This window comes from Streptomyces sp. VTCC 41912, from assembly GCF_045799175.1.
Lineage (GTDB): Bacteria > Actinomycetota > Actinomycetes > Streptomycetales > Streptomycetaceae > Streptomyces > Streptomyces albulus_C.
Map to the genome: position 1 here is coordinate 96,853 of NZ_JBJMAB010000016.1, position 18,966 is coordinate 115,818.

The following is an 18,966-nucleotide window of genomic DNA, read 5'->3' on the forward strand; positions in this document are numbered from 1 at the left end:
GTGTGTGCCGCGCTCGCCGTTCAGCGCCGGGAAGCACGGGCCCGAAACGACTGGGCGGCTGCCTGTGCCGCTGCTCGGGAGATCAGGAACCACGGCCGTGGTCACGGTGAAGCTGAATGACCGCCCCCGAGCTGGTCACGCCGGATGTCGACAGCCCTGAGGACCGCCGGACGCCGATGGGTGGGCACCCGGACGCGCCCTGCGTGGTGACCGTTCCCCTGGGAGCGAAGGTGCCGCCGTGCCCCTTCCCGTGCTCCGTCTGTCGAGCCAAAGGGCGTCAGTAGACGCTGTGCCGACGTGGGCCGCCGGTGAGGTTGCCCGCGCACAAGCCCCGTGCTGCTGACTCTGAGCGGCACGGAACGGCGACGCTCCCGACCGGATCAGCCTTGAGTAGGGACAGGTCGTGTCCCGTCTGAGCTGACGTGCTCAGGCTCTCGCCCCGGTCCGCCTTCCCTTGCGGGGGTGCCGCTTCGGCGGTGAGGGCGTAGCCACCGGCCCCGCTCGTCTGCCACCTCCGTGGTAGGCGGGCGGGGCCTTTCGCTGCCACTGCCTACCCCCCGACCGCAACGCACAATGTAGGGGTGAACCACCCCGTGAACCGCGCCACCGCGTTGCAGCCCCGGCCACCCTCCCCCCTCGAAGAGATCGACGACGAACGGTTCGCCCGCCGGGGCGTGCGCCTGCTGCTGAAACGGGACGACCTGATCCACACCACGCTGCCGGGGGATGCGCTTGGACCAGTGGACCTGTACCCTCCGGGCAACAAGTGGCGCAAGCTCGCGCCCAACCTGCGGGCCGCGGCCGAGGCGGGCGACCGGGCACTGCTCACCTTCGGCGGCGCGTACTCCAACCACCTGCGCGCCACGGCCGCCGCGGGCCGGCTGCTCGGCTTCCGGACCGTCGGCGTGGTCCGCGGCGACGAACTGGCCGGGGCCCCGCTCAACTGGTCGCTGACCCGCTGCGCCGCCGACGGGATGGTGCTGCACTTCGTCGACCGGGCCAGCTACCGCCGGGCGTCCGACCCGGCGTTCCTCGCCGCCCTCCGGGACCGGTTCGGCGCCTTCCGCCTCATACCGGAGGGCGGCAGCAACGCCCTGGCCGCACAGGGCTGCACCGAGCTGGGCCGGGAGCTGCGCGGGCGGGCCGACACGGTCGCGGTGGCCTGCGGCACCGGCGGCACCCTGGCCGGCCTCGCCGCCGGTCTCGGCCCCGGGCAGCGCGCCCTGGGCGTCCCGGTCCTCAAGGGCGGCGACCCGCACTTCCTCCACGCGGCGGTCGCCGACCTCCAGCACGCGGCCTTCGGCGGGCCGCGCGGCGACTGGTCACTGGCGGCGGACTTCCACTTCGGCGGCTACGCCCGCCGGACCCCCGAACTGGACGCGTTCGCCGACGCCTTCGAGGAGCGGCACGGCCTGCCCGTCGAGCGCGTCTACGTCGCCAAGCTGCTGTTCGCCCTGACGGCGCTGGTCGAGCGGGGCGCCTTCCGGCCCGGCAGCACCGTCGCCGCCGTGGTCACCGGCACGCCGTAGCGCCCGCCCCCGGTGCCGAAGGGCCGGCGGGGCGGCGGGGCGGCGGCCCGTCAGTCGGCGCCCTCGCGGTAGGCCGCGGCCTCCTCCAGGTCCAGTCGGCGCAGCAGCGTCCGCATCATCTCGTCGTCGATCCGGCGCGCGTCGCGGAGTTCGACGAAGACCCGCCGTTCGGCGTCGATCATCTCCCGGGCCAGCCGCCGGTAGGTGTCGTCGGCGGACTCCCCGGTCACCTCGTTGACCGCGCCCAGCCGCTCCCAGACCGCGTTGCGGCGCCGTTCCAGGACGGTGCGCAGCCGGTCGGCGAGCGGCCCGGGCAGCGTGTTGCGCTCGTCTTCCAGGAGGGCGTCGAGCCGGGCCTCGGCGGCCCGGGACGCCTCGCTCTGGGCCTGCGCCTCGGCGAGCGTCTCGGCCTGCGCGTCCCGGCCCGGCAGCCGCAGCGCCCGGATCAGCGGCGGCAGCGTCAGCCCTTGGACGACCAGGGTGCCGATGACGGTGGTGAACGTCAGGAAGAGCACGAGGTTGCGGGCCGGGAAGGGGCCGCCGTCGTGCACCGTCGTGGGGATGGAGAAGGCGATCGCCAGCGAGACCACCCCGCGCATCCCGGCCCAGCCGACGATGACCGGTGCCCGCCAGGTGGTGTCCGGTTCGCGGCTCCGGATCCGGGCCGAGAACAGCCGCGGCAGGTACGTGGCGGGGAAGACCCACGCGTAGCGGGCCAGCACCACGGCGCCGAACACCACCGCCGCGTAGCCGAGCGCCTGGGCGGTGCTGAACTCCCCCAGCCCGCGCAGCACGACCGGCAGTTGGAGCCCGATCAGCGCGAACACCGCGGACTCCAGCACGAAGGAGACCATCTTCCAGACCGCCTCCTCCTGGAGCCGGGTCTCGAAGTCGACCTGCCAGGACCGGTGCCCCAGGTAGAGGCCGACGACCACGACGGCCAGCACCCCGGACGCCCCGACCTGCTCGGCGGCGGCGTAGGCGGTGAACGGGATGAGCAGCGACAGGGTGTTCTCCAGGAGCGCGGACTCCCGCAGCCGGCAGCGCAGCCAGTGCAGCGGCACCATCAGCACCAGGCCGACCCCGATGCCGCCCAGGGACGCCACGGCGAACTCCCTGAAGCCCTGGCCCCAGGTGGCGCTGACGCCCACGGCGGCGGCCAGCGCCACCTTGTACGCGGTGATCGCGGTGGCGTCGTTGACCAGCGATTCGCCCTGGAGGATCGTCGTGATCCGGTGCGGCAGGCCCAGTCGGCGGGCGATCGCGGTGGCCGCGACGGCGTCCGGCGGGGCCACCACGGCGCCCAGCACGAGCGCCGCGGTCAGCGGCAGGTCCGGGACGACGAGGTACGCGACGTACCCGACGGCCAGCGTCGCGAACAGCACGTAGCCGACCGAGAGCAGCGCCACCGGACGCACGTTGGCCCGCAGGTCCAGGTAGGAGCTGTCCAGGGCGGCGGTGTGCAGCAGCGGGGGCAGCAGCAGCGGCAGCACGACGTGCGGATTGAGGGTGTAGTCCGGGATGCCCGGGATGTACGCGGCCCCCAGTCCCACGGCGACCAGCAGTAGCGGCGCCGGCACCGGGGTCCGTCGCGCCAACCCGGCGACCCCCGCACTACCCGCGACCAGCAGCAACAGCGGCATCACGTTCACGCCCGCACCGTCCCCACACTCCCCCGCCGGCCATCCCGGCGATCTAACCTGGCCATCATGAGCGAGTGCACGCACGTTCCCGAACTCCCGCGCGCCGAACCGACGCCGCTGAGCGCCACCTGCCTGGAGTGCCTGGCCGCCGGCAGCCACCCGGTGCAGCTGCGGCTCTGCCTGGTGTGCGGCCACGTCGGCTGCTGCGACTCCTCGCCGTACCAGCACGCCACCGGGCACTTCAAGGAGACCGGCCACGCGGTGATGCGGTCGTTCGAACCAGGTGCCGCGTGGCGGTGGTGCTTCGTGGACGAGGCGCTGGTCTGACGCGCGCGAGCGGTCCGCGCGACACCCCCTCGGGGCGCGGCGGGACGCCGGTCTAGCCTTGCCGCATGATCCGCGAAGCGACGCCCGACGACGTCCCCGTCATCCTCGCCATGATCGGCGAACTGGCCGCCTACGAACGTGCCGCCGAGTCCGCCGAGGCCACCGAGCCGCAGCTGAAGGAGGCGCTGTTCGGCCCCCAGCCGGCCGCCTTCGCACTGATCGCGGAGGACGCCGGCGGGCCGGTCGGCTTCGCCCTGTGGTTCCGGAACTTCTCGACGTGGACGGGCACGCACGGTGTCTACCTGGAGGACCTGTACGTCCGCCCCGAGGCGCGCGGCGGCGGCCACGGCAAGGCGCTGCTGGCGGCCCTCGCCCAGCTCTGCGTGCGCCGCGGATACCAGCGTTTCGAGTGGTCGGTGCTGGATTGGAACGAGCCTTCCATCGGTTTTTACCGATCCATCGGCGCCCAACCCATGGACGAATGGACGGTATTCCGGCTCACTGGAGAGGCACTGCACACGCTCGCGGACACCGCACCCGTCAACGGAGCGTAATCGGGCTCGATTTGGCGGCTCCCACCCCTACCACCGTCCGTGCCCGAGGTTTTACACTCAGTAACAGACGTGGCGCCGGTGAGCCGGCCGTCGCCGTCCGGACGGCTGCCCTGCTCCTTCCGGGCGACACCGGCCCGCCGATCGCGATAGCGTCACAGCCGAACCACGAGCCGCGCCGGATCGTTCTCCTTGCACCTGGCGGGAGGACCACCCGGCACGGATACCCCGAAGAACGCGAAGAAACGCGAACCGCAAGAGCTTCAGCACGCATTCCAGCTCTACCAGCTTGTGCCACCTTGGAGGTGAGGGTGTCCCAGATCGCAGGCGAGCCCGGGACTCAGGACTTCGTGGAAGTCCGTCTGCCCGCTGCGGGTGCCTACCTGTCCGTGTTGCGTACGGCCACGGCCGGCCTCGCAGCCCGCTTGGACTTCACCCTCGACGAGATCGAGGATCTGCGCATCGCGGTCGACGAAGCCTGCGCAATCCTGCTGCAACAGGCCGTCCCCGGCAGTGTGCTCAGCTGCGTCTTCCGGCTCATCGACGACGCACTGCAGGTGACGGTGTCGGCCCCGACGACCGACGGCCGCGCTCCCGAGCGCGACACCTTCGCCTGGACGGTGCTCTCCGCACTGGCCGGCAAGGTCGATTCCACCGTCGCCGAGGACCGCACGGTCACCATCAGTCTGTACAAGGAGCGCGGCGCCGGTCCCGGACCGTCATGACCGAACAGGGGGCCCCGTGAAAGATCTCGAACGCGGCGCGAGGATGGCGGCGGGCGCGGTCATCCCCGGGCAGCATGCCCAGCCGCACCCGACGGGAGCGGACGACCACGGCGGCCGGTTGGACGCGGCGGAGCAGGCGGAGCGGGCGGACCACATGGACCAGAGCGAGCAGCAGGGCCGACAGGCGGAACGGCAGGATCCGCCGGCTGCCGTGGACCGGCCCCAGGACCGGCGCTCCGCGGAGCCGGGGGACACCCACGACCGCGGCGGCGCCCGCGCGATGTTCTACGAGCTGCGCAAGCTCCCCGACGGCTCCCCGGAGCGCGCCGAGCTGCGCAACACCCTCGTGCGGATGCACCTGCCGCTGGTCGAGCACCTGGCCCGGCGGTTCCGCAACCGCGGTGAGCCGCTCGACGACCTGACCCAGGTCGCCACGATCGGTCTGATCAAGTCGGTGGACCGGTTCGACCCGGACCGCGGCGTGGAGTTCTCCACGTACGCCACGCCCACCGTCGTCGGCGAGATCAAGCGGCACTTCCGCGACAAGGGGTGGGCGGTCCGGGTCCCCCGGCGCCTCCAGGAGCTGCGGCTGTCGCTGACCACCGCGACCGCCGAGCTCTCCCAGCGGCACGGCCGGGCGCCCACCGTGCACGAGCTGGCCGAGCACCTGGGGATCTCCGAGGAGGAGGTCCTGGAGGGCCTGGAGTCGGCGAACGCCTACAGCACCCTCTCCCTCGACGTCCCGGACACCGACGACGAGTCGCCGGCCGTCGCCGACACCCTGGGGGCCGAGGACGAGGCGCTGGAGGGCGTGGAGTACCGCGAGTCCCTCAAACCGCTGCTGGAGGACCTGCCGCCGCGCGAGAAGAAGATCCTGCTGCTGCGGTTCTTCGGGAACATGACCCAGTCGCAGATCGCCCAGGAGGTCGGCATCTCCCAGATGCACGTCTCCCGCCTACTGGCCCGCACCCTGGCCCAGCTGCGCGACAAGCTGCTGGTCGAGGAGTAACGGCCACGGCACCGGCCGAACCACGGGTGCTGGTGCCGGCACTACGGACTACCGCTGGTGCCGGCACCACTGACTACTGCCGGTGCCGGCACCACTGCCGACGCGGACACCAGTACCGACACCACTGCCGACACCACTACCGGCGCGGACACCGGTGCCGGCACCGGGAACACCACCCCGCTCCACCGCGTTGTGGCCCCGCAGGGGGGCGCCGACGACCCCTACGGGATCCGTTCGGCCCACCCCTACGGGGCCACACGCGTGCGGGGGCATGCGCCGGGCGTCTCAGGACGCCTCGGGGCGCCGCAGTCCTACGGGGTCTCCCGCGGGGCGATGCCCAGCGCCGTGGTCGCGGTCGGATTGACCAGCAGAACGAGGACGACCAGCGCCGCCACCGCCAGCGCGGCACCGGCGGCGATCAGTGCGCCGCCGCCCTTGACCAGCGTCCAGGCGACCGGCAGCGCCACGATCTGGGTGATCAACGAGGGCCCCCGGCTCCACCGGCGGCGCAGCCACAGTCCGCGCGCGGCGACCAACGGCAGCACCGCCAGCGCCAGGATCGTCACCCCGCCCATCTCCGCCTGCTGCGGGCTGTCCGGCGTCCCGACCAGGCCGTCGACCAGCATGTACGCGCCGAGGGCGGCCAGGGCCAGGCCCTCGACGGCGGTGAGCGCCGCGGCGGCGCTGAGCCGGGCGGGCCGGGGCCCCTTGGGCTCGGACGCCGCGGGGGTGCCGGCGGCTCGCTTCGGGGACTGCTTCTGCTGACTGGTCACCCCAGCAGGGTAGCGCCGGGTCACCGCCGGACCGGGCGTGCCCGCAGCATGGACAGGGGCGGAGCGGGTACCGGCAGGTAGGTACGCTGCTGCATATGCGCGCACTTCTCGTGGTCAATCCCGCAGCTACCACCACGAGTGCCCGTACCCGTGAGGTGCTCACCCACGCACTGGCCAGCGACCTCAAGCTGGAGGTCGCCGAGACGCGGTACCGCGGCCACGCCCGCGACCTGGCCCGGGAGGCCGCCGAGGGCGGCCAGATGGACCTGGTGGTGGCGCTCGGCGGGGACGGCACGGTCAACGAGGTCGTCAACGGCCTCCTGTCGACCGGCCCCGACCCGGACTCGCACCCCCGGCTCGCCGTGGTCCCCGGCGGCTCCACCAACGTCTTCGCCCGCGCCCTGGGGCTGCCCAACGACGTCGTCGAGGCCACCGGCGCCCTGCTGGACGCGCTGCGCGACCGCACCGAGCGCACCGTGGGACTGGGCCTGGCCTCGGGCACGCCGGGCAGCCCGGACGAGGGGGTGCCGGCCCGCTGGTTCACCTTCTGCGCCGGCTTCGGCTTCGACGCCGGCGTGGTGGGCCGGGTCGAGCAGCAGCGCGAGCGCGGCAAGCGCTCCACCCACGCCCTGTACGTGCGACAGGTCGTGCGTCAGTTCCTCGGCGAGGCCAACCGTCGTCGGGGCACCATCACGCTCGAACGGCCGGGCGACGCACCGGGCACCACCGAGGTCACCGAGAACCTCGCGATGTCGATAATCTGCAACACCGCCCCGTGGTCCTACCTGGGCAACCGTCCGATCTACCCCTCCCCCGAGGCGTCGTTCGACACCGCGCTGGACCTCTTCGCGCTGGACAAGTTCTCGATGCCGGCGGTGACCCGCTACGCCTCCCAGCTCCTCGCCTCCACACCGGACCGCGGCCCACGGGGCAAGCACGTCCTCTCACTCCACGACCTCACCGACTTCACCTTGCATTCGCAGGCTCCCCTGCCGTTTCAGATGGACGGTGACCACCTCGGACTGCGCACGAGTGTGACGTTCACAGGCGTACGCCGTGCACTGCGTGTGATTGTGTGAGCAGTAGGGCCTAAAGTCCTTTCACTCGAACGTTTAGGCTGGCTTCCACCCCCTGGAATGACGGCTGTGAGCTAGGCGACACCAAGGAATCAAAAAAAAGTTTCCGGAAGGGGTTGTATCCGTCGCCGAGGTTTGCGAGTCTCTTCATGGCGATCGGGACGGCTGCTTTACCGGCCCCCTTGAGAGCCCGAATCCTCCTCCTCATTCCACAGGACCGCACCAGTCCTTGACTGGCTTTCGGCCCTTCCCTTGTGGAGGGATTCGTGAAAGCGTTCACATTCACAAGCAACGTTCCCGTCACACGAGGAGATGGAGCAGCCATGGACTGGCGTCACCGCGCCGTTTGCCGCGAAGAAGACCCCGAGCTCTTCTTCCCCATCGGCAACACCGGTCCCGCGCTGCTGCAGATCGAGGAAGCCAAGGCCGTCTGCCGCCGCTGCCCCGTCATGGAGCAGTGCCTGCAGTGGGCGCTCGAGTCCGGCCAGGACTCGGGCGTCTGGGGTGGTCTGAGCGAGGACGAGCGCCGCGCGATGAAGCGCCGTGCAGCTCGCAACCGGGCGCGCAACGCCAGCGCCTGAGCCAACCGCCCCGTGGCCCCCGAGCCGCAGCGCGCAGTACCTTCGATGCCCGCCCGGAGCTCATACCCGGTCGTTATCGCATCGCAGTAGCTTTGAGCCCCGGACCGCACGTCGGTCCGGGGCTTGTTGCTGTGCCCGGGCCGCGGCCGGGGTGCGGGCTTCCCGCTCGCGCCCGCCCCGCGGCCCCGTTCCCCGGCCGCTAGTGCTGCTTCTCGGCGCGCACCGGAAGGTCGAGGAGCACCTGGGTGCCGCCCTCGGGCCGGCGGACCATGTCGAACGTCCCGCCCAACTCCCCCTCCACCAAGGTCCGTACGATCTGCAGCCCCAGGTTTCCGGTGCGGTGCGGGTCGAACCCCTCGGGCAGGCCGCGGCCGTTGTCCTGGACGGTGACCAGCAGCCGGGGTTCGGTGCGGCTGCCGCCGCGCACCGCGGTGACCTCGACGGTGCCGTGCTGCTCCTGGTCGAAGGCGTGCTCCAGGGCGTTTTGGACCACCTCCGTCAGCACCATCGACAGCGGGGTGGCCACCTCGGCGTCCAGGATGCCGAAGCGACCGGTGCGGCGGGTGGTCACCTTGCCCGGGGCGATCTCCGCGACCATGGCCAGCACCCGGTCGGCGATCTCGTCGAATTCCACCCGTTCGTCGAGCGTCTGGGAGAGCGTCTCGTGCACGATCGCGATCGAACCGACCCTGCGTACGGCCTCGTTGAGCGCCTCGCGGCCCTGCTCGGATTCCATCCGGCGGGACTGCAGCCGCAGCAGGGCGGCGACCGTCTGGAGATTGTTCTTCACCCGGTGGTGGATTTCCCGGATGGTGGCGTCTTTGGTGATCAGTTCCCGTTCGCGGCGTCGCAGTTCGGTCACGTCGCGCAACAGGACCAGTGAACCGATATGCGTTCCTTTGGGCTTGAGCGGAATGGCGCGCAATTGGATCACGCCCTCGTCGCCCTCGACCTCGAATTCCCGCGGGGCCCAGCCGCTGGCCAGTTTGACCAGCGCTTCGTCCACCGGGCCGCGGGCCGGGGCCAGTTCGGCGGTGGCCTGGCCGAGGTGGTGGCCCACGAGGTCGGCGGCGAGGCCGAGCCGGTGGTAGGCGGAGAGCGCGTTGGGGCTGGCGTACTGGACGACGCCGTCGGCGTCGAGCCGGATCAGTCCGTCGCCGGCGCGCGGCGAGGCATCCATGTCGACCTGCTGACCGGGGAAGGGAAACGTTCCGGCAGCGATCATCTGGGCCAGGTCGGAGGCGCTCTGGAGGTAGGTCAACTCCAGCCGGCTGGGGGTCCGCACGGTGAGCAGGTTGGTGTTCCGGGCGATCACTCCGAGGACCCGGCCCTCGCGGCGGACCGGGATCGACTCGACCCGCACCGGCACCTCCTCGCGCCACTCCGGGTCGCCCTCGCGCACGATGCGGCCCTCGTCCAGGGCGGAGTCCAGCATCGGCCGGCGGCCCCGGGGCACGAGGTGGCCGACCATGTCGTCCTGGTAGGAGGTCGGTCCGGTGTTGGGCCGCATCTGGGCGACCGACACGTAGCGGGTGCCGTCGAGGGTGGGCACCCACAGCACGAGGTCGGCGAAGGAGAGGTCCGAGAGCAGTTGCCACTCCGAGACCAACAGGTGTAGCCACTCCAGGTCGGAGTCGCTCAGAGCGGTGTGCTGGCGTACGAGATCGTTCATCGAGGGCACACCTGGGAGCCTACCGGCGTACGGTATGTGTTGTGCCTGCACGGCCATGGACACGGCAGAATGGTCTAGTCCAGAATGTGCGGTGCGGTACCCCGGGGGAAACCCCGGACCGTTGAAGCCTCCGCCCTCCCCGCACAGGAGGGCGGATCGAGGCCCACGGCGCTCTCTGCCCTGACTGCGCCCGGGCCTCCGATCGACCGGTCCCAGGACGGGACCGCGTCCCCAACCGCACAGGGGGCGCGCCCCGCCCGTACCACGGGGCCGGCCGATGTCAGCTCCGGGCTGCGGTGCCGGACAGGTTGAGGGTCCTGTCCCGGCGCCGCGGCCCGCGGGTGTTTTCGGGGCCGGTGTCAGGCCCGCTCCCCCTTGGACGGCCCTGCCGTGTGCGGCCGTTCCGCACGCGCCTCCGCCGCGCTCGGCCAGGCGTTCATCGCGAGGGCGGCGACCGCTTCCAGGGTCGTGCGGTCCGTGCCGTCGCGCGCGGACTGCGACATCCCGGCGACGATCGCGCTCACGTACGCGGCCAGTGCCGACGCGTCCGTGTCGGCGGGGAGCTCGCCGGTGGCGACGTCCGCCCGGATCGCGCGCTCGATCTCGCGGAGGTTCGACTGCCGCTTGTGCCGCAGGGAGTCGGCGACCTCCGCGGAGGCGGGGGCGGTGTTCAGCGCAGCACTGATGACCATGCACCCGCGGGGGCGGTCCGGGACGGTGTATTCGGCCGCGGCCTCGCGCAGGGCCCGCTCGACGCCGCGGCGGGCGGTGGGCTCCTCGGCGAGCGCGCGGGTGATGAAGCCGCCGTAGAGCTGCCCGTAGACGGCGATCGCCTCGTCGAACAGCGCCCGCTTGTCGCCGAAGGCGGCGTAGAGGCTGGGGGCGCTGATGCCCATCTCGCGGGTGAGGTCCGAGATGGACGTGGATTCGTAGCCGTGCTCCCAGAAGGAGCGGACCGCCTTCTCCAGTGCTGTGTCCCGGTCGAACGACCGGGGTCGGCCGCGCTGCTTGGTCTCCTTGGCCACCATGGAGTGAATTCTATAGCGGTCGATAAGAAACGCGTGCTACGGTTTTTGTGTAGCGAGCACTACAGAAAGGGCTCGCCGGACCAGCGGACGTCCGCGCGCAGGAAGCGCGCGGACGCGCAGAAGAAGGGGAGGGGTCACGATGGGTGCTCTGAGCGGCAGGACGGCACTGGTGACGGGCGGCGGCCGGGGGATCGGCCGGGCCATCTCGGAGCGACTGGGGCGCGACGGCGCCCGGGTCGGCGTGCACTACGCCCGCGACGAGGCGGCGGCGAAGGAGACGGTCGCGGCGATCGAGGCGGCGGGCGGCGAGGCGTTCACGCTGCGCGCCGGACTCGGGGAGCCGGGCGACGCGGAGGCGCTGTGGACCGCGTTCGACGCCCATGCCGACGGAGTGGACATCCTGATCAACAACGCGGGGATCAACAAGACGCTGGACGGCGCCCTGCGCCCGTTCGGCGAGATGACGCGCGGCGACGTCGAGCACCTCTTCGCGGTCAACTCCACCGCACCGTTCTTCGTGATCCAGCAGGGACTGTCCCGCCTGCGGGACGGCGGACGGATCGTCAACGTCTCCACGCGGCTGACGCAGGGCGCCGCGCGGTCGGATCTGATCGCCTATGCGATGTCCAAGGGTCCCGTCGACGTACTGACCCGCTCGCTGGCGAAGGAGCTCGGCCCCCGCGGCATCACGGTCAACGCGGTGGCACCGGGCGCGGTCGACACCGACATGAACGCCGGCTGGCTGCGCGGCGAGACGAACGCCGAGGCCCGCGCCGCGACCGGCGCGCTCTCTCCGCTGGGGCGGGTGGCCGGACCCACCGAGATCAGCGACATCGTGGGGTTCCTCGCCTCGGACGACAGCCGCTGGGTGACGGGCCAGTGGATAGACGCCACGGGCGGCGCCCTGCTCTGACGGCCCCGCGCCCCGCCTCGTCATCCCGCCGCCGCACTCCGTCCGCCCCCGCGACCGCGGTCACCACGGCGACGGGGAACGGTCAGGAAAACGTGCCCTTGCGTTCAGCGACGCCACGGGGTCAGGGACGGCCTTCTCTGTTAGATTGGTCTATACCACATAGCCCATTCTCCAGAACGGCAGGCCAAGCGTGGAAGTTGTCATCGTCCCGGACGCCGCGGCAGGCGGCGCGCTCATCGCGGAGGCCATCGCCACCCTGGTGCGCCGCAAGCCCGAGGCGCTGCTCGGCGTGGCCACCGGCTCGACCCCGTTGCCCATCTACGAGGCGCTGGCGGCGAAGGTCCGCGCCGGTGCGGTGGACGCCTCGCGCGCGCGGATCTGCCAGCTCGACGAGTACGTGGGCCTGCCCGCCGGGCACCCGGAGTCGTACCGCTCGGTGGTACTGCGCGAGGTGGTGGAGCCACTGGGGCTCGACGAGAGCGCGTTCATGGGACCGGACGGCACGGCAGAGGACGTGCAGGCCGCCTGCACGGCGTACGACGAGGCGCTGCGCGAGGCCGGCGGGGTGGACCTCCAGCTGCTCGGCATCGGCACCGACGGCCACATCGGCTTCAACGAGCCCTGCTCGTCGCTGGCTTCCCGCACCCGCATCAAGACGCTGACCCAGCAGACCCGGGAGGACAACGCCCGCTTCTTCGACAGCCCGGACGAGGTTCCGCACCACGTCATCACCCAGGGCATCGGCACCATCCTGGAGGCGCGCCACCTGGTGCTGCTGGCCACGGGCGAGGGCAAGGCGGACGCGGTGGCGCAGGCCGTCGAGGGTCCGGTCGCCGCGCTGGTCCCGGCCTCGGCGCTCCAGATGCACCCGCACGCCACGGTCGTCGTCGACGAAGCCGCGGCGTCCAAGCTGAAGTTGGCCGACTACTTCCGCGCGACCTACGCCGCCAAGCCGGCGTGGCAGGGGCTCTGACGGCACCGACCGACGGCCTGAGGGCCCGTGCCGGTGCCGGCCCCTGAGGGGCGGGCGCCGACGCGGGCCCTCGGTGCGTTGGGGGGCGGGGCGGGGGCAACTCCGTGCCGGGGAGCTGTCCGTCGGGGGCGGTGTCCGTCGGGGCGGTGTCCCGTCAGGGTCCGTGCCCGTGCCCGGTCAGGGGCGGTGCCCGGTGAGGGCCTCCGCGGCGGCCTGGCTGCAGACGCGGGCGGCGCCGTGGGTGGCGAGGTGAGGGGTGCCCTGGGGCGGGGCCTGGGGGACACCCATCTCGACGACGGCGGTGCGGGGGCGGGCGACCAGCAGGGCGTGCAGGGCGTCGGCCATCCACGGGTGGCGGTGCAGGTCGCGGACGACGGCCACGACGGGGCGGTCGCCGGCGGCGGTGAGCAGGGTGTCGACGAGGGCGCGGGTCCCGGCCGCGGCGTCCTCGGCCGTGTAGGCGGCGGTCTCGGTGCCGGGGAGGAGCCGGGAGAGTTCGGCGGCGATGCCCCAGGGGGTCTCGTCACCGACGGCGATGTTGGCGAGGGGGGTGAAGGCGGCCACGTAGGCGGGGCGGGTCAGCGGCTCGTGCGGGGTGGTGGAGGTCAGGCGGACGGCCCGGCGGGCGGCGGTCAGGCCGATCCCGGGCGCGGGCGCGGTCCCCTCCCCCGCGCCCGCGTCCCGGGTCCAGTGCGCCAGGGTGCGGACCCGCGCCGCGGCGTCGGCCAGCCGCTCCTCCGGCAGTTCGCCGTCCCGGACCGCGCGCACCAGGGCGTCGCGCAGTCGCAGCACGGTGTCCTCGTCGGCCAGTCCGCCGCCGACGCAGATCGCGTCGGCCCCGGCGGCGAGCGCCAGGACGCTGCCGCGTTCGATGCCGTAGGCGGCGGCGATGGCCCGCATCTCGATGCCGTCGGTGACGATCAGTCCGTCGAAGCCGAGGCCGCCCTCGGTGGCGGGGGCGCGCAGCAGCCCGTGCAGCGCGGCGGGGCTGAGTGTGGCGGGCCGCTCGGCGTCGAGGGCGGGCAGCAGGATGTGGGCGCTCATCACCGCGCGGGTGCCGGCGGCCACCGCGGCGCGGAACGGCACCAGTTCGCGTTCCCGGAGGGTCGTCAGGTCGGCGGTGATGCGCGGGAGGTCGTGGTGGGAGTCGGTGTCGGTGTCGCCGTGGCCGGGGAAGTGCTTGGTGCAGGCGGCGACGCCGGCGGACTGCAGTCCCTGGACGTAGGCGGCGGTGTGACGGGCCACGAGTGCGGGATCGGCGCCGAAGGAGCGGACCCCGATGACGGGGTTGGCGGGGTTGGAGTTGACGTCGGCGGAGGGGGCCCAGTTGACGTTGATGCCGCAGTCGGCGAGGCGGCGGCCGAGTTCGCGGGCGACGGCCCGGGTCAGGTCGGGGTCGTCGACGGCGCCCAGGGCGAGGTTGCCGGGGAAGGAGGAGCCGCCGCGCACTTCGAGGCGGGTGACGTCGCCGCCCTCCTCGTCGATGGCGACCAGCAGGTCCCGGCGTACGTCGCGCAACCGACCGGTGAGGGCGGAGAGTTGTTCGGCGTCGTGCACGTTGCGGCCGAAGAGGGCGACGGTCGTCAGGCCCTCGTCCAGGCGGCGCAGCAGCCAGTCGGGGGCGGTGGTGCCCGTGAAGCCGGGCTGGAGGACGGCGAGCGCGTCCCGGGTGAGGGTGTCGGCGGAGCGACTGACGGTGGCCATGGGCTATCCCTTCACTGCGCCGGAGGTGAGACCGCCGACCGCCTTGCGCTGCAGGAACAGGAAGAGGATCAGGATCGGGAGGGCGAAGAGCGACGCGGCGGCCATGGTGGCGCCCCAGTCGTCGCCGAACTGGGTCTGGAACTGCGAGAGCCACAGCGGCAGGGTGCCGGCGCCGGGCTCCTTGTTGAGGACCAGCACCAGTGGGAACTCGTTCCAGGCGGTGATGAAGCCGAAGAGGGAGGTGGCCATCAGGCCGGGTGCCAGCAGGGGCAGGACGACCTTGACGAACGCCTGCCGGCGCGAGCAGCCGTCGACCATCGCGGACTCCTCCAACTCCTTGGGCACCGCGGCGACGTAGCCGCGCAGCGTCAGCAGGGTGAAGGGGAGCACCATCAGCATGTAGAAGAAGGTGAGCGGCAGCAGGCTGTTGAGCAGGTCCGCGTCCCGGACGATCATGTAGATCGAGATCACCATGACCTCCCAGGGCGCCATCTGGGCGACCATGAAGGTCAGCAGGATGCCCCGGCGGCCCTTGAACCGCATCCGGGCGATGGCGAACGAACCGCACAGCCCGATCAGCAGCGACAGTCCGACGGCGACCACGGTCACCACGACGGAGTTCCCGGCCAGGCGCCAGAAGTTCGGCGCGTCCACGGCCGTCACGAAGTGCGAGACGGTGCCGTGGAACGGGAACCACACCGGGTCCTCGCTGAGGATGTCCTGGGTCGGCTTGAAGGCCGTGGCGAACATCCAGTACACGGGGAAGACGAACAGCAGCGCGAGGACGGCGGCGGTCGCGTTGGGCCAGATCCGGCCGGCGAGTGAGCGCTTCACAGCGCGTCCTCCTCTTGCTTGAGGGTCAGGCGCAGGTAGTACGCGGTGAGGGCGAGCAGCACGACGATGGTCAGGACGGAGATGGCGGCGCCCATGCCGAAGTGCAGGTTGCCGACGCCCTCGGTGAAGGCGTAGATCGGCAGCGTCTCGGTGAGCCGGTCCGGGCCGCCCTGGTTGATCGCGAAGATCTGCGGGAACGCCTTGAAGACCCAGATGACTTCGAGGAACGTCGTGGCCATGAAGAAGGGGCGCAGGAAGGGGAAGGTGACGGAGGTGAAGATCTTCCAGGTGCCGGCGCCGTCCATCCGGGCCGCTTCGTAGAGCTCCTTGGGGATGGTCGTGGTGGCCGCGTAGAGGTTGAGGGCCACGAAGGGCAGCGACTGCCAGACGATCAGGACGGTGATCACGAAGAACGTGGACAGCTGCGTGCCGACCCAGTCGTAGTGGGCCATGGCGTGCCAACCAAGGTGTTCCAGAAGCCAGTTGACGACGCCGTAGCGGGAGTCGAAGAGCCACTGGAAGACGGTGGTGGCGGCGATCGACGGCATCGCCCAGGCCAGTACCAGCGCCACCGACAGCACCAGGCGCATCTTCGTGCCGAGCCGGGCCAGCAGCAGTCCGAGCAGGGTGCCCAACACCATGATCAGCACGACGTTGACGGCGGTGAAGACGATGGTGCGGCCGGTGACCCGCCAGAACTGCTCGCTGCCCAGGACCTCCTGGTAGTTGCCCAGGCCCCGCCAGTCGGTGAGGTGCTGGATCAACTCCTTCATGTTGAGGTTCTGGAAGGAGAGCACCAGGTTGCGGACGAGGGGCCAGCCCAGGAAGACCGCGGTGGCGAGCAGGGCCGGGAGCAGCAGGAGGTAGGGGGCGCTCCGTCGGCCGCCGGGGCCGCTCCGGGCGGGCGGCGCGCCGCCCTTGCCGGTCCGCGGCGTGGTCCTCCCCGCCGCTTCGTCGAGCTGCACTGCCATGAGCGTGTGGTCCCCTCGTTCCCGTGGATGCGCCGGGTGGTGCGGTGGAGGCGGCCGCCGGCACCGCGGGGTGCCGGCCCGGCGCGGTGACGGCGGCCGCGGTCGCTGCTACGGGCGTACGGGCGGGGCCCCGGAGGGCCGCCCGGCCCGTACGCGTCCGGTGGCCGGCTACTCCTTGGCGAGCCGGGCGTTGATCTCGGACTCGATGTCCTTGGCGGCGTCGGTCGGGGCCTTGCCGTTCAGGACCGCGGTCATGTAGTTCTTGATCGGGTTCGGCACGTTCTCCACCGCGGCCCACTGGGGGATCAGCGGGGTGGTGCCGCCCGCCTTCTCGGCGGCGGGGGCGGCGGCCGCGGCGGCCGGGTTGTCCTTGGCGGCGCCGGCCAGGGCCGGGGACTTGGGCGTCCAGCCGGATTCCTTGACCATCTGGGCGTCGTTGTCCTTGGAGAGCGCGACCTTCAGGAATTCCTTGGCGAGTTCCTGGTTCTTGCTCATTCCGGCGACTGCGAAGTTGGAGCCGCCGAGGAAGACGCCCTCGGGCTTGGCGGCGGTCTCCCCCGGAATGGTGAAGAATCCGATGTCTTCCTTGATCTTCGGATTCGCCTTGACGGCGGTCGCGGCTTCGTAGCCCATGGCGATGAGGGCGCCGGTCTTCCCCTTGGCGAAGATTTCGGCCTGCTGCGGAGTGGCCTCGTCCTTGTTCTTGGGGGCGCTGCTGAACGCCATGTACTGCTTGTAGATGTCCATCGCCTTGGCGACCTTGGGGTCAGCGAAATTGGACACCCATTTGCCGCCTTCCTTCTTCACCAGTTGCGCACCGGTGCCGATGGTGAGGCCGTCGAGGAAGTACCAGTTCTGGCCGGGCAGGTAGAGCGGATCGGCTTCGGTCTTCTGCTTGATGGTGTCGAAGTCGTGGAAGAGTTCGGCGCGCGTGGTGGGGAGCTTGGTGATCCCGGCCTGGGCCCAGATCTTCTTGTTGTACATCACCACGCGGTTGCCGGCGAACCACGGCAGGGCGTACTGCTTCCCGTCCGCCATCGCGGCCTTGTTGAAGGCGTCGTTCCAGTCGGCGCCGATCTCCTTCTTCAGGTCGCCGAGGTCGACCAGGGCCCCGGCCTTGGCGTAGGCGGCGGTCTGGGTGTTGCCGATCTCGACGACGTCCGGCGGAGTGTCCTCCGAGAGGGCGGTGCTCAGCTTCTGCTGAATGCCGTTCCACTGCTGGACCTTGAATTCGACCGTGGCGCCGGTCTTCTTCTTGAATTGGTCGGAGACCTGCTTGGTCCATTGTTCCGGATTGGACCCGGACATCACCCATACGGTCAGCTTCTGGCCCTTGAAGCCATCGGCGCCCGCATTGCTCTTGCCGCTCGACCCACAGGCAGCGACACTCACCAGCATTCCCGCGACCGCGGTCGCCGCTATGAGCCCACGCTTCATCGCGCTCTCCCCCTCAAGGACGGGTGTGGCTTTAATGGTTTAGACCAGTTCCCGCAGCTTGGCCTAGACCTTTAGGGGTGTCAAGGGTGTATAAGAGTCGCTGTCAGGTCCGTTACCGGACCGACATCTGGCGGGCCCAGGCCCGCGTGGACGCATGGGCACCCCGTCCGTGCCACGATGTGAGCCGCTACGTACGGAGGAGCCGGTGACGGCAGCACGACAGGCATCGGAAAGGCGGGTCATGGACACCGAGGCGGGCAGCGCCGAGAGCAGCGGCAGTGGCGCGCGGACCGCCCGGGTGCCCAAGTACTACCGGCTCAAGCGGCATTTGCTGGAGATCACCGAAACCCTGCCGCCGGGCACCCCAGTGCCGCCCGAACGCACCCTCGCCGCGGAGTTCGACACCTCCCGCACCACCGTCCGCCAGGCCCTCCAGGAACTCGTCGTCGAGGGCCGCCTGGAGCGCATCCAGGGCAAGGGCACCTTCGTCGCCAAACCCAAGGTCTCCCAGGCGCTGCAACTGACCTCCTACACCGAGGACATGCGGGCCCAGGGCCTGGAACCCACCTCCCAGTTGCTGGACATCGGCTACGTCACCGCCGACGACCGGCTCGCCGGGCTGCTGGACATCACCCCCGGCGGCCGGGTACTGCGCATCGAGCGACTGCGGCTGGCCAGCGGCGAGCCGATGGCCATCGAGACCACCCACCTTTCGGCCAAGCGGTTCCCGGCGCTGCGCCGCAACCTCGTCAAGTACACCTCCCTTTACACCGCGCTGGCCGAGGTCTACGACGTCCGGCTGGCGGAGGCCGAGGAGACCATCGAGACCTCGCTGGCCACCCCGCGCGAGGCCGGCCTGCTGGGCACCGACGTCGGCCTGCCGATGCTGATGCTCTCCCGGCACTCCCTGGACGCCCAGGGCCAGCCGGTCGAATGGGTGCGCTCGGTCTACCGCGGCGACCGCTACAAGTTCGTCGCCCGCCTCCAGCGCCCGACCGACTGACGCCCCCGCCCGGAGCCGACCGACCGTACGGATTCCGAACGGCCCGCCGCCCGACCGCCGCCGCACGCCACGGAATCCGGTCCCTCCCGGTGTCCGCCCAACTCCCGTGCGGTAACCGCCGCATACCGATATGCGGACAGCTAGTGACGCGTGCCACGACCCTGCCTTAGATTTCCAGCCGGTTGCACAGGAGTTCACGAGGGACGGGAGCCACGGT

The 18,966-nt window shown here is 71.4% G+C and carries 18 protein-coding genes; 10 read left to right on the top strand and 8 right to left on the bottom strand.

Annotated features, from left to right (window positions below):
* Positions 1-581 precede the first annotated feature (581 nt).
* Positions 582-1,529, top strand: coding sequence for a 1-aminocyclopropane-1-carboxylate deaminase/D-cysteine desulfhydrase (locus ACJ6WD_RS22595; RefSeq protein ID WP_407616403.1), 948 nt, complete (start codon positions 582-584; stop codon positions 1,527-1,529).
* A 50-nt stretch (positions 1,530-1,579) separates the two neighbouring features.
* Here the strand turns inward: ACJ6WD_RS22595 and ACJ6WD_RS22600 are convergent, their stop codons facing one another.
* The gene (locus ACJ6WD_RS22600; protein WP_376439914.1) at positions 1,580-3,172 is read right to left on the bottom strand and encodes a Na+/H+ antiporter; all 1,593 of its coding nucleotides are present in this window, start codon (positions 3,170-3,172) and stop codon (positions 1,580-1,582) included.
* 66 nt (positions 3,173-3,238) lie between these two features.
* Between ACJ6WD_RS22600 and ACJ6WD_RS22605 the strand changes: the two genes are divergently transcribed.
* The 4 genes from ACJ6WD_RS22605 to ACJ6WD_RS22620 all read left to right on the top strand — a co-directional run bounded on the left by ACJ6WD_RS22605 (position 3,239) and on the right by ACJ6WD_RS22620 (position 5,784).
* Complete coding sequence (locus ACJ6WD_RS22605) at positions 3,239-3,499, top strand: UBP-type zinc finger domain-containing protein (protein WP_016570332.1); 261 nt, start codon at positions 3,239-3,241, stop codon at positions 3,497-3,499.
* Between the two features lie 65 nt (positions 3,500-3,564).
* The gene (locus ACJ6WD_RS22610) at positions 3,565-4,053 is read left to right on the top strand and encodes a GNAT family N-acetyltransferase (RefSeq protein ID WP_016570331.1); all 489 of its coding nucleotides are present in this window, start codon (positions 3,565-3,567) and stop codon (positions 4,051-4,053) included.
* A 308-nt stretch (positions 4,054-4,361) separates the two neighbouring features.
* On the top strand, positions 4,362-4,775 hold the full coding sequence (locus ACJ6WD_RS22615; protein WP_003985353.1) for an anti-sigma factor: 414 nt from the start codon (positions 4,362-4,364) through the stop codon (positions 4,773-4,775).
* 43 nt (positions 4,776-4,818) lie between these two features.
* On the top strand, positions 4,819-5,784 hold the full coding sequence (locus tag ACJ6WD_RS22620) for an RNA polymerase sigma factor SigF (RefSeq protein WP_331247270.1): 966 nt from the start codon (positions 4,819-4,821) through the stop codon (positions 5,782-5,784).
* Between the two features lie 311 nt (positions 5,785-6,095).
* Here ACJ6WD_RS22620 and ACJ6WD_RS22625 read toward each other — a convergent pair whose 3' ends face one another.
* Positions 6,096-6,557, bottom strand: coding sequence for a hypothetical protein (locus tag ACJ6WD_RS22625; RefSeq protein WP_233656830.1), 462 nt, complete (start codon positions 6,555-6,557; stop codon positions 6,096-6,098).
* 95 nt (positions 6,558-6,652) lie between these two features.
* Between ACJ6WD_RS22625 and ACJ6WD_RS22630 the strand changes: the two genes are divergently transcribed.
* Positions 6,653-7,636, top strand: coding sequence for a diacylglycerol kinase family protein (locus tag ACJ6WD_RS22630; protein WP_233656831.1), 984 nt, complete (start codon positions 6,653-6,655; stop codon positions 7,634-7,636).
* Positions 7,637-7,956: 320 nt separating this feature from the next.
* A complete protein-coding gene (locus ACJ6WD_RS22635) occupies positions 7,957-8,214 on the top strand; it encodes a WhiB family transcriptional regulator (RefSeq protein WP_003983230.1) in 258 nt (85 codons plus the stop codon).
* Positions 8,215-8,413: 199 nt separating this feature from the next.
* On the opposite strand, the gene ACJ6WD_RS22640 is transcribed toward ACJ6WD_RS22635, so the two are convergent.
* Together ACJ6WD_RS22640 and ACJ6WD_RS22645 are read right to left on the bottom strand one after the other, a co-directional pair.
* Entirely contained in the window at positions 8,414-9,886 is a 1,473-nt protein-coding gene (locus tag ACJ6WD_RS22640; protein ID WP_016570327.1) for a sensor histidine kinase, read from the bottom strand.
* A 359-nt stretch (positions 9,887-10,245) separates the two neighbouring features.
* On the bottom strand, positions 10,246-10,914 hold the full coding sequence (locus tag ACJ6WD_RS22645) for a TetR/AcrR family transcriptional regulator (RefSeq protein WP_407616404.1): 669 nt from the start codon (positions 10,912-10,914) through the stop codon (positions 10,246-10,248).
* 139 nt (positions 10,915-11,053) lie between these two features.
* On the opposite strand from ACJ6WD_RS22645, the gene ACJ6WD_RS22650 reads away from it, so the two are divergent.
* Together ACJ6WD_RS22650 and nagB are read left to right on the top strand one after the other, a co-directional pair.
* Entirely contained in the window at positions 11,054-11,827 is a 774-nt protein-coding gene (locus ACJ6WD_RS22650; RefSeq protein ID WP_407616405.1) for an SDR family oxidoreductase, read from the top strand.
* A 190-nt stretch (positions 11,828-12,017) separates the two neighbouring features.
* Positions 12,018-12,800, top strand: coding sequence for a glucosamine-6-phosphate deaminase (nagB, locus tag ACJ6WD_RS22655; protein WP_233656834.1), 783 nt, complete (start codon positions 12,018-12,020; stop codon positions 12,798-12,800).
* Between the two features lie 177 nt (positions 12,801-12,977).
* On the opposite strand, the gene ACJ6WD_RS22660 is transcribed toward nagB, so the two are convergent.
* From ACJ6WD_RS22660 to ACJ6WD_RS22675, 4 genes are all read right to left on the bottom strand, one after another.
* Positions 12,978-14,504, bottom strand: coding sequence for a glycoside hydrolase family 3 protein (locus ACJ6WD_RS22660; RefSeq protein WP_407616406.1), 1,527 nt, complete (start codon positions 14,502-14,504; stop codon positions 12,978-12,980).
* 3 nt (positions 14,505-14,507) lie between these two features.
* Positions 14,508-15,338: a carbohydrate ABC transporter permease gene (locus ACJ6WD_RS22665; protein ID WP_233656836.1), complete on the bottom strand. Its 831-nt coding sequence runs from the start codon at positions 15,336-15,338 to the stop codon at positions 14,508-14,510.
* On the bottom strand, positions 15,335-16,309 hold the full coding sequence (locus ACJ6WD_RS22670; protein WP_407616407.1) for a carbohydrate ABC transporter permease: 975 nt from the start codon (positions 16,307-16,309) through the stop codon (positions 15,335-15,337). The genes ACJ6WD_RS22665 and ACJ6WD_RS22670 overlap by 4 nt, the downstream gene beginning before the upstream one ends.
* A gap of 168 nt (positions 16,310-16,477) precedes the next feature.
* Positions 16,478-17,746 (bottom strand): extracellular solute-binding protein, encoded by a 1,269-nt coding sequence (locus ACJ6WD_RS22675; RefSeq protein WP_016573180.1) that lies wholly within the window; start codon positions 17,744-17,746, stop codon positions 16,478-16,480.
* Between the two features lie 241 nt (positions 17,747-17,987).
* On the opposite strand from ACJ6WD_RS22675, the gene ACJ6WD_RS22680 reads away from it, so the two are divergent.
* A complete protein-coding gene (locus ACJ6WD_RS22680) occupies positions 17,988-18,749 on the top strand; it encodes a GntR family transcriptional regulator (protein ID WP_016573179.1) in 762 nt (253 codons plus the stop codon).
* Positions 18,750-18,966 lie beyond the last annotated feature (217 nt).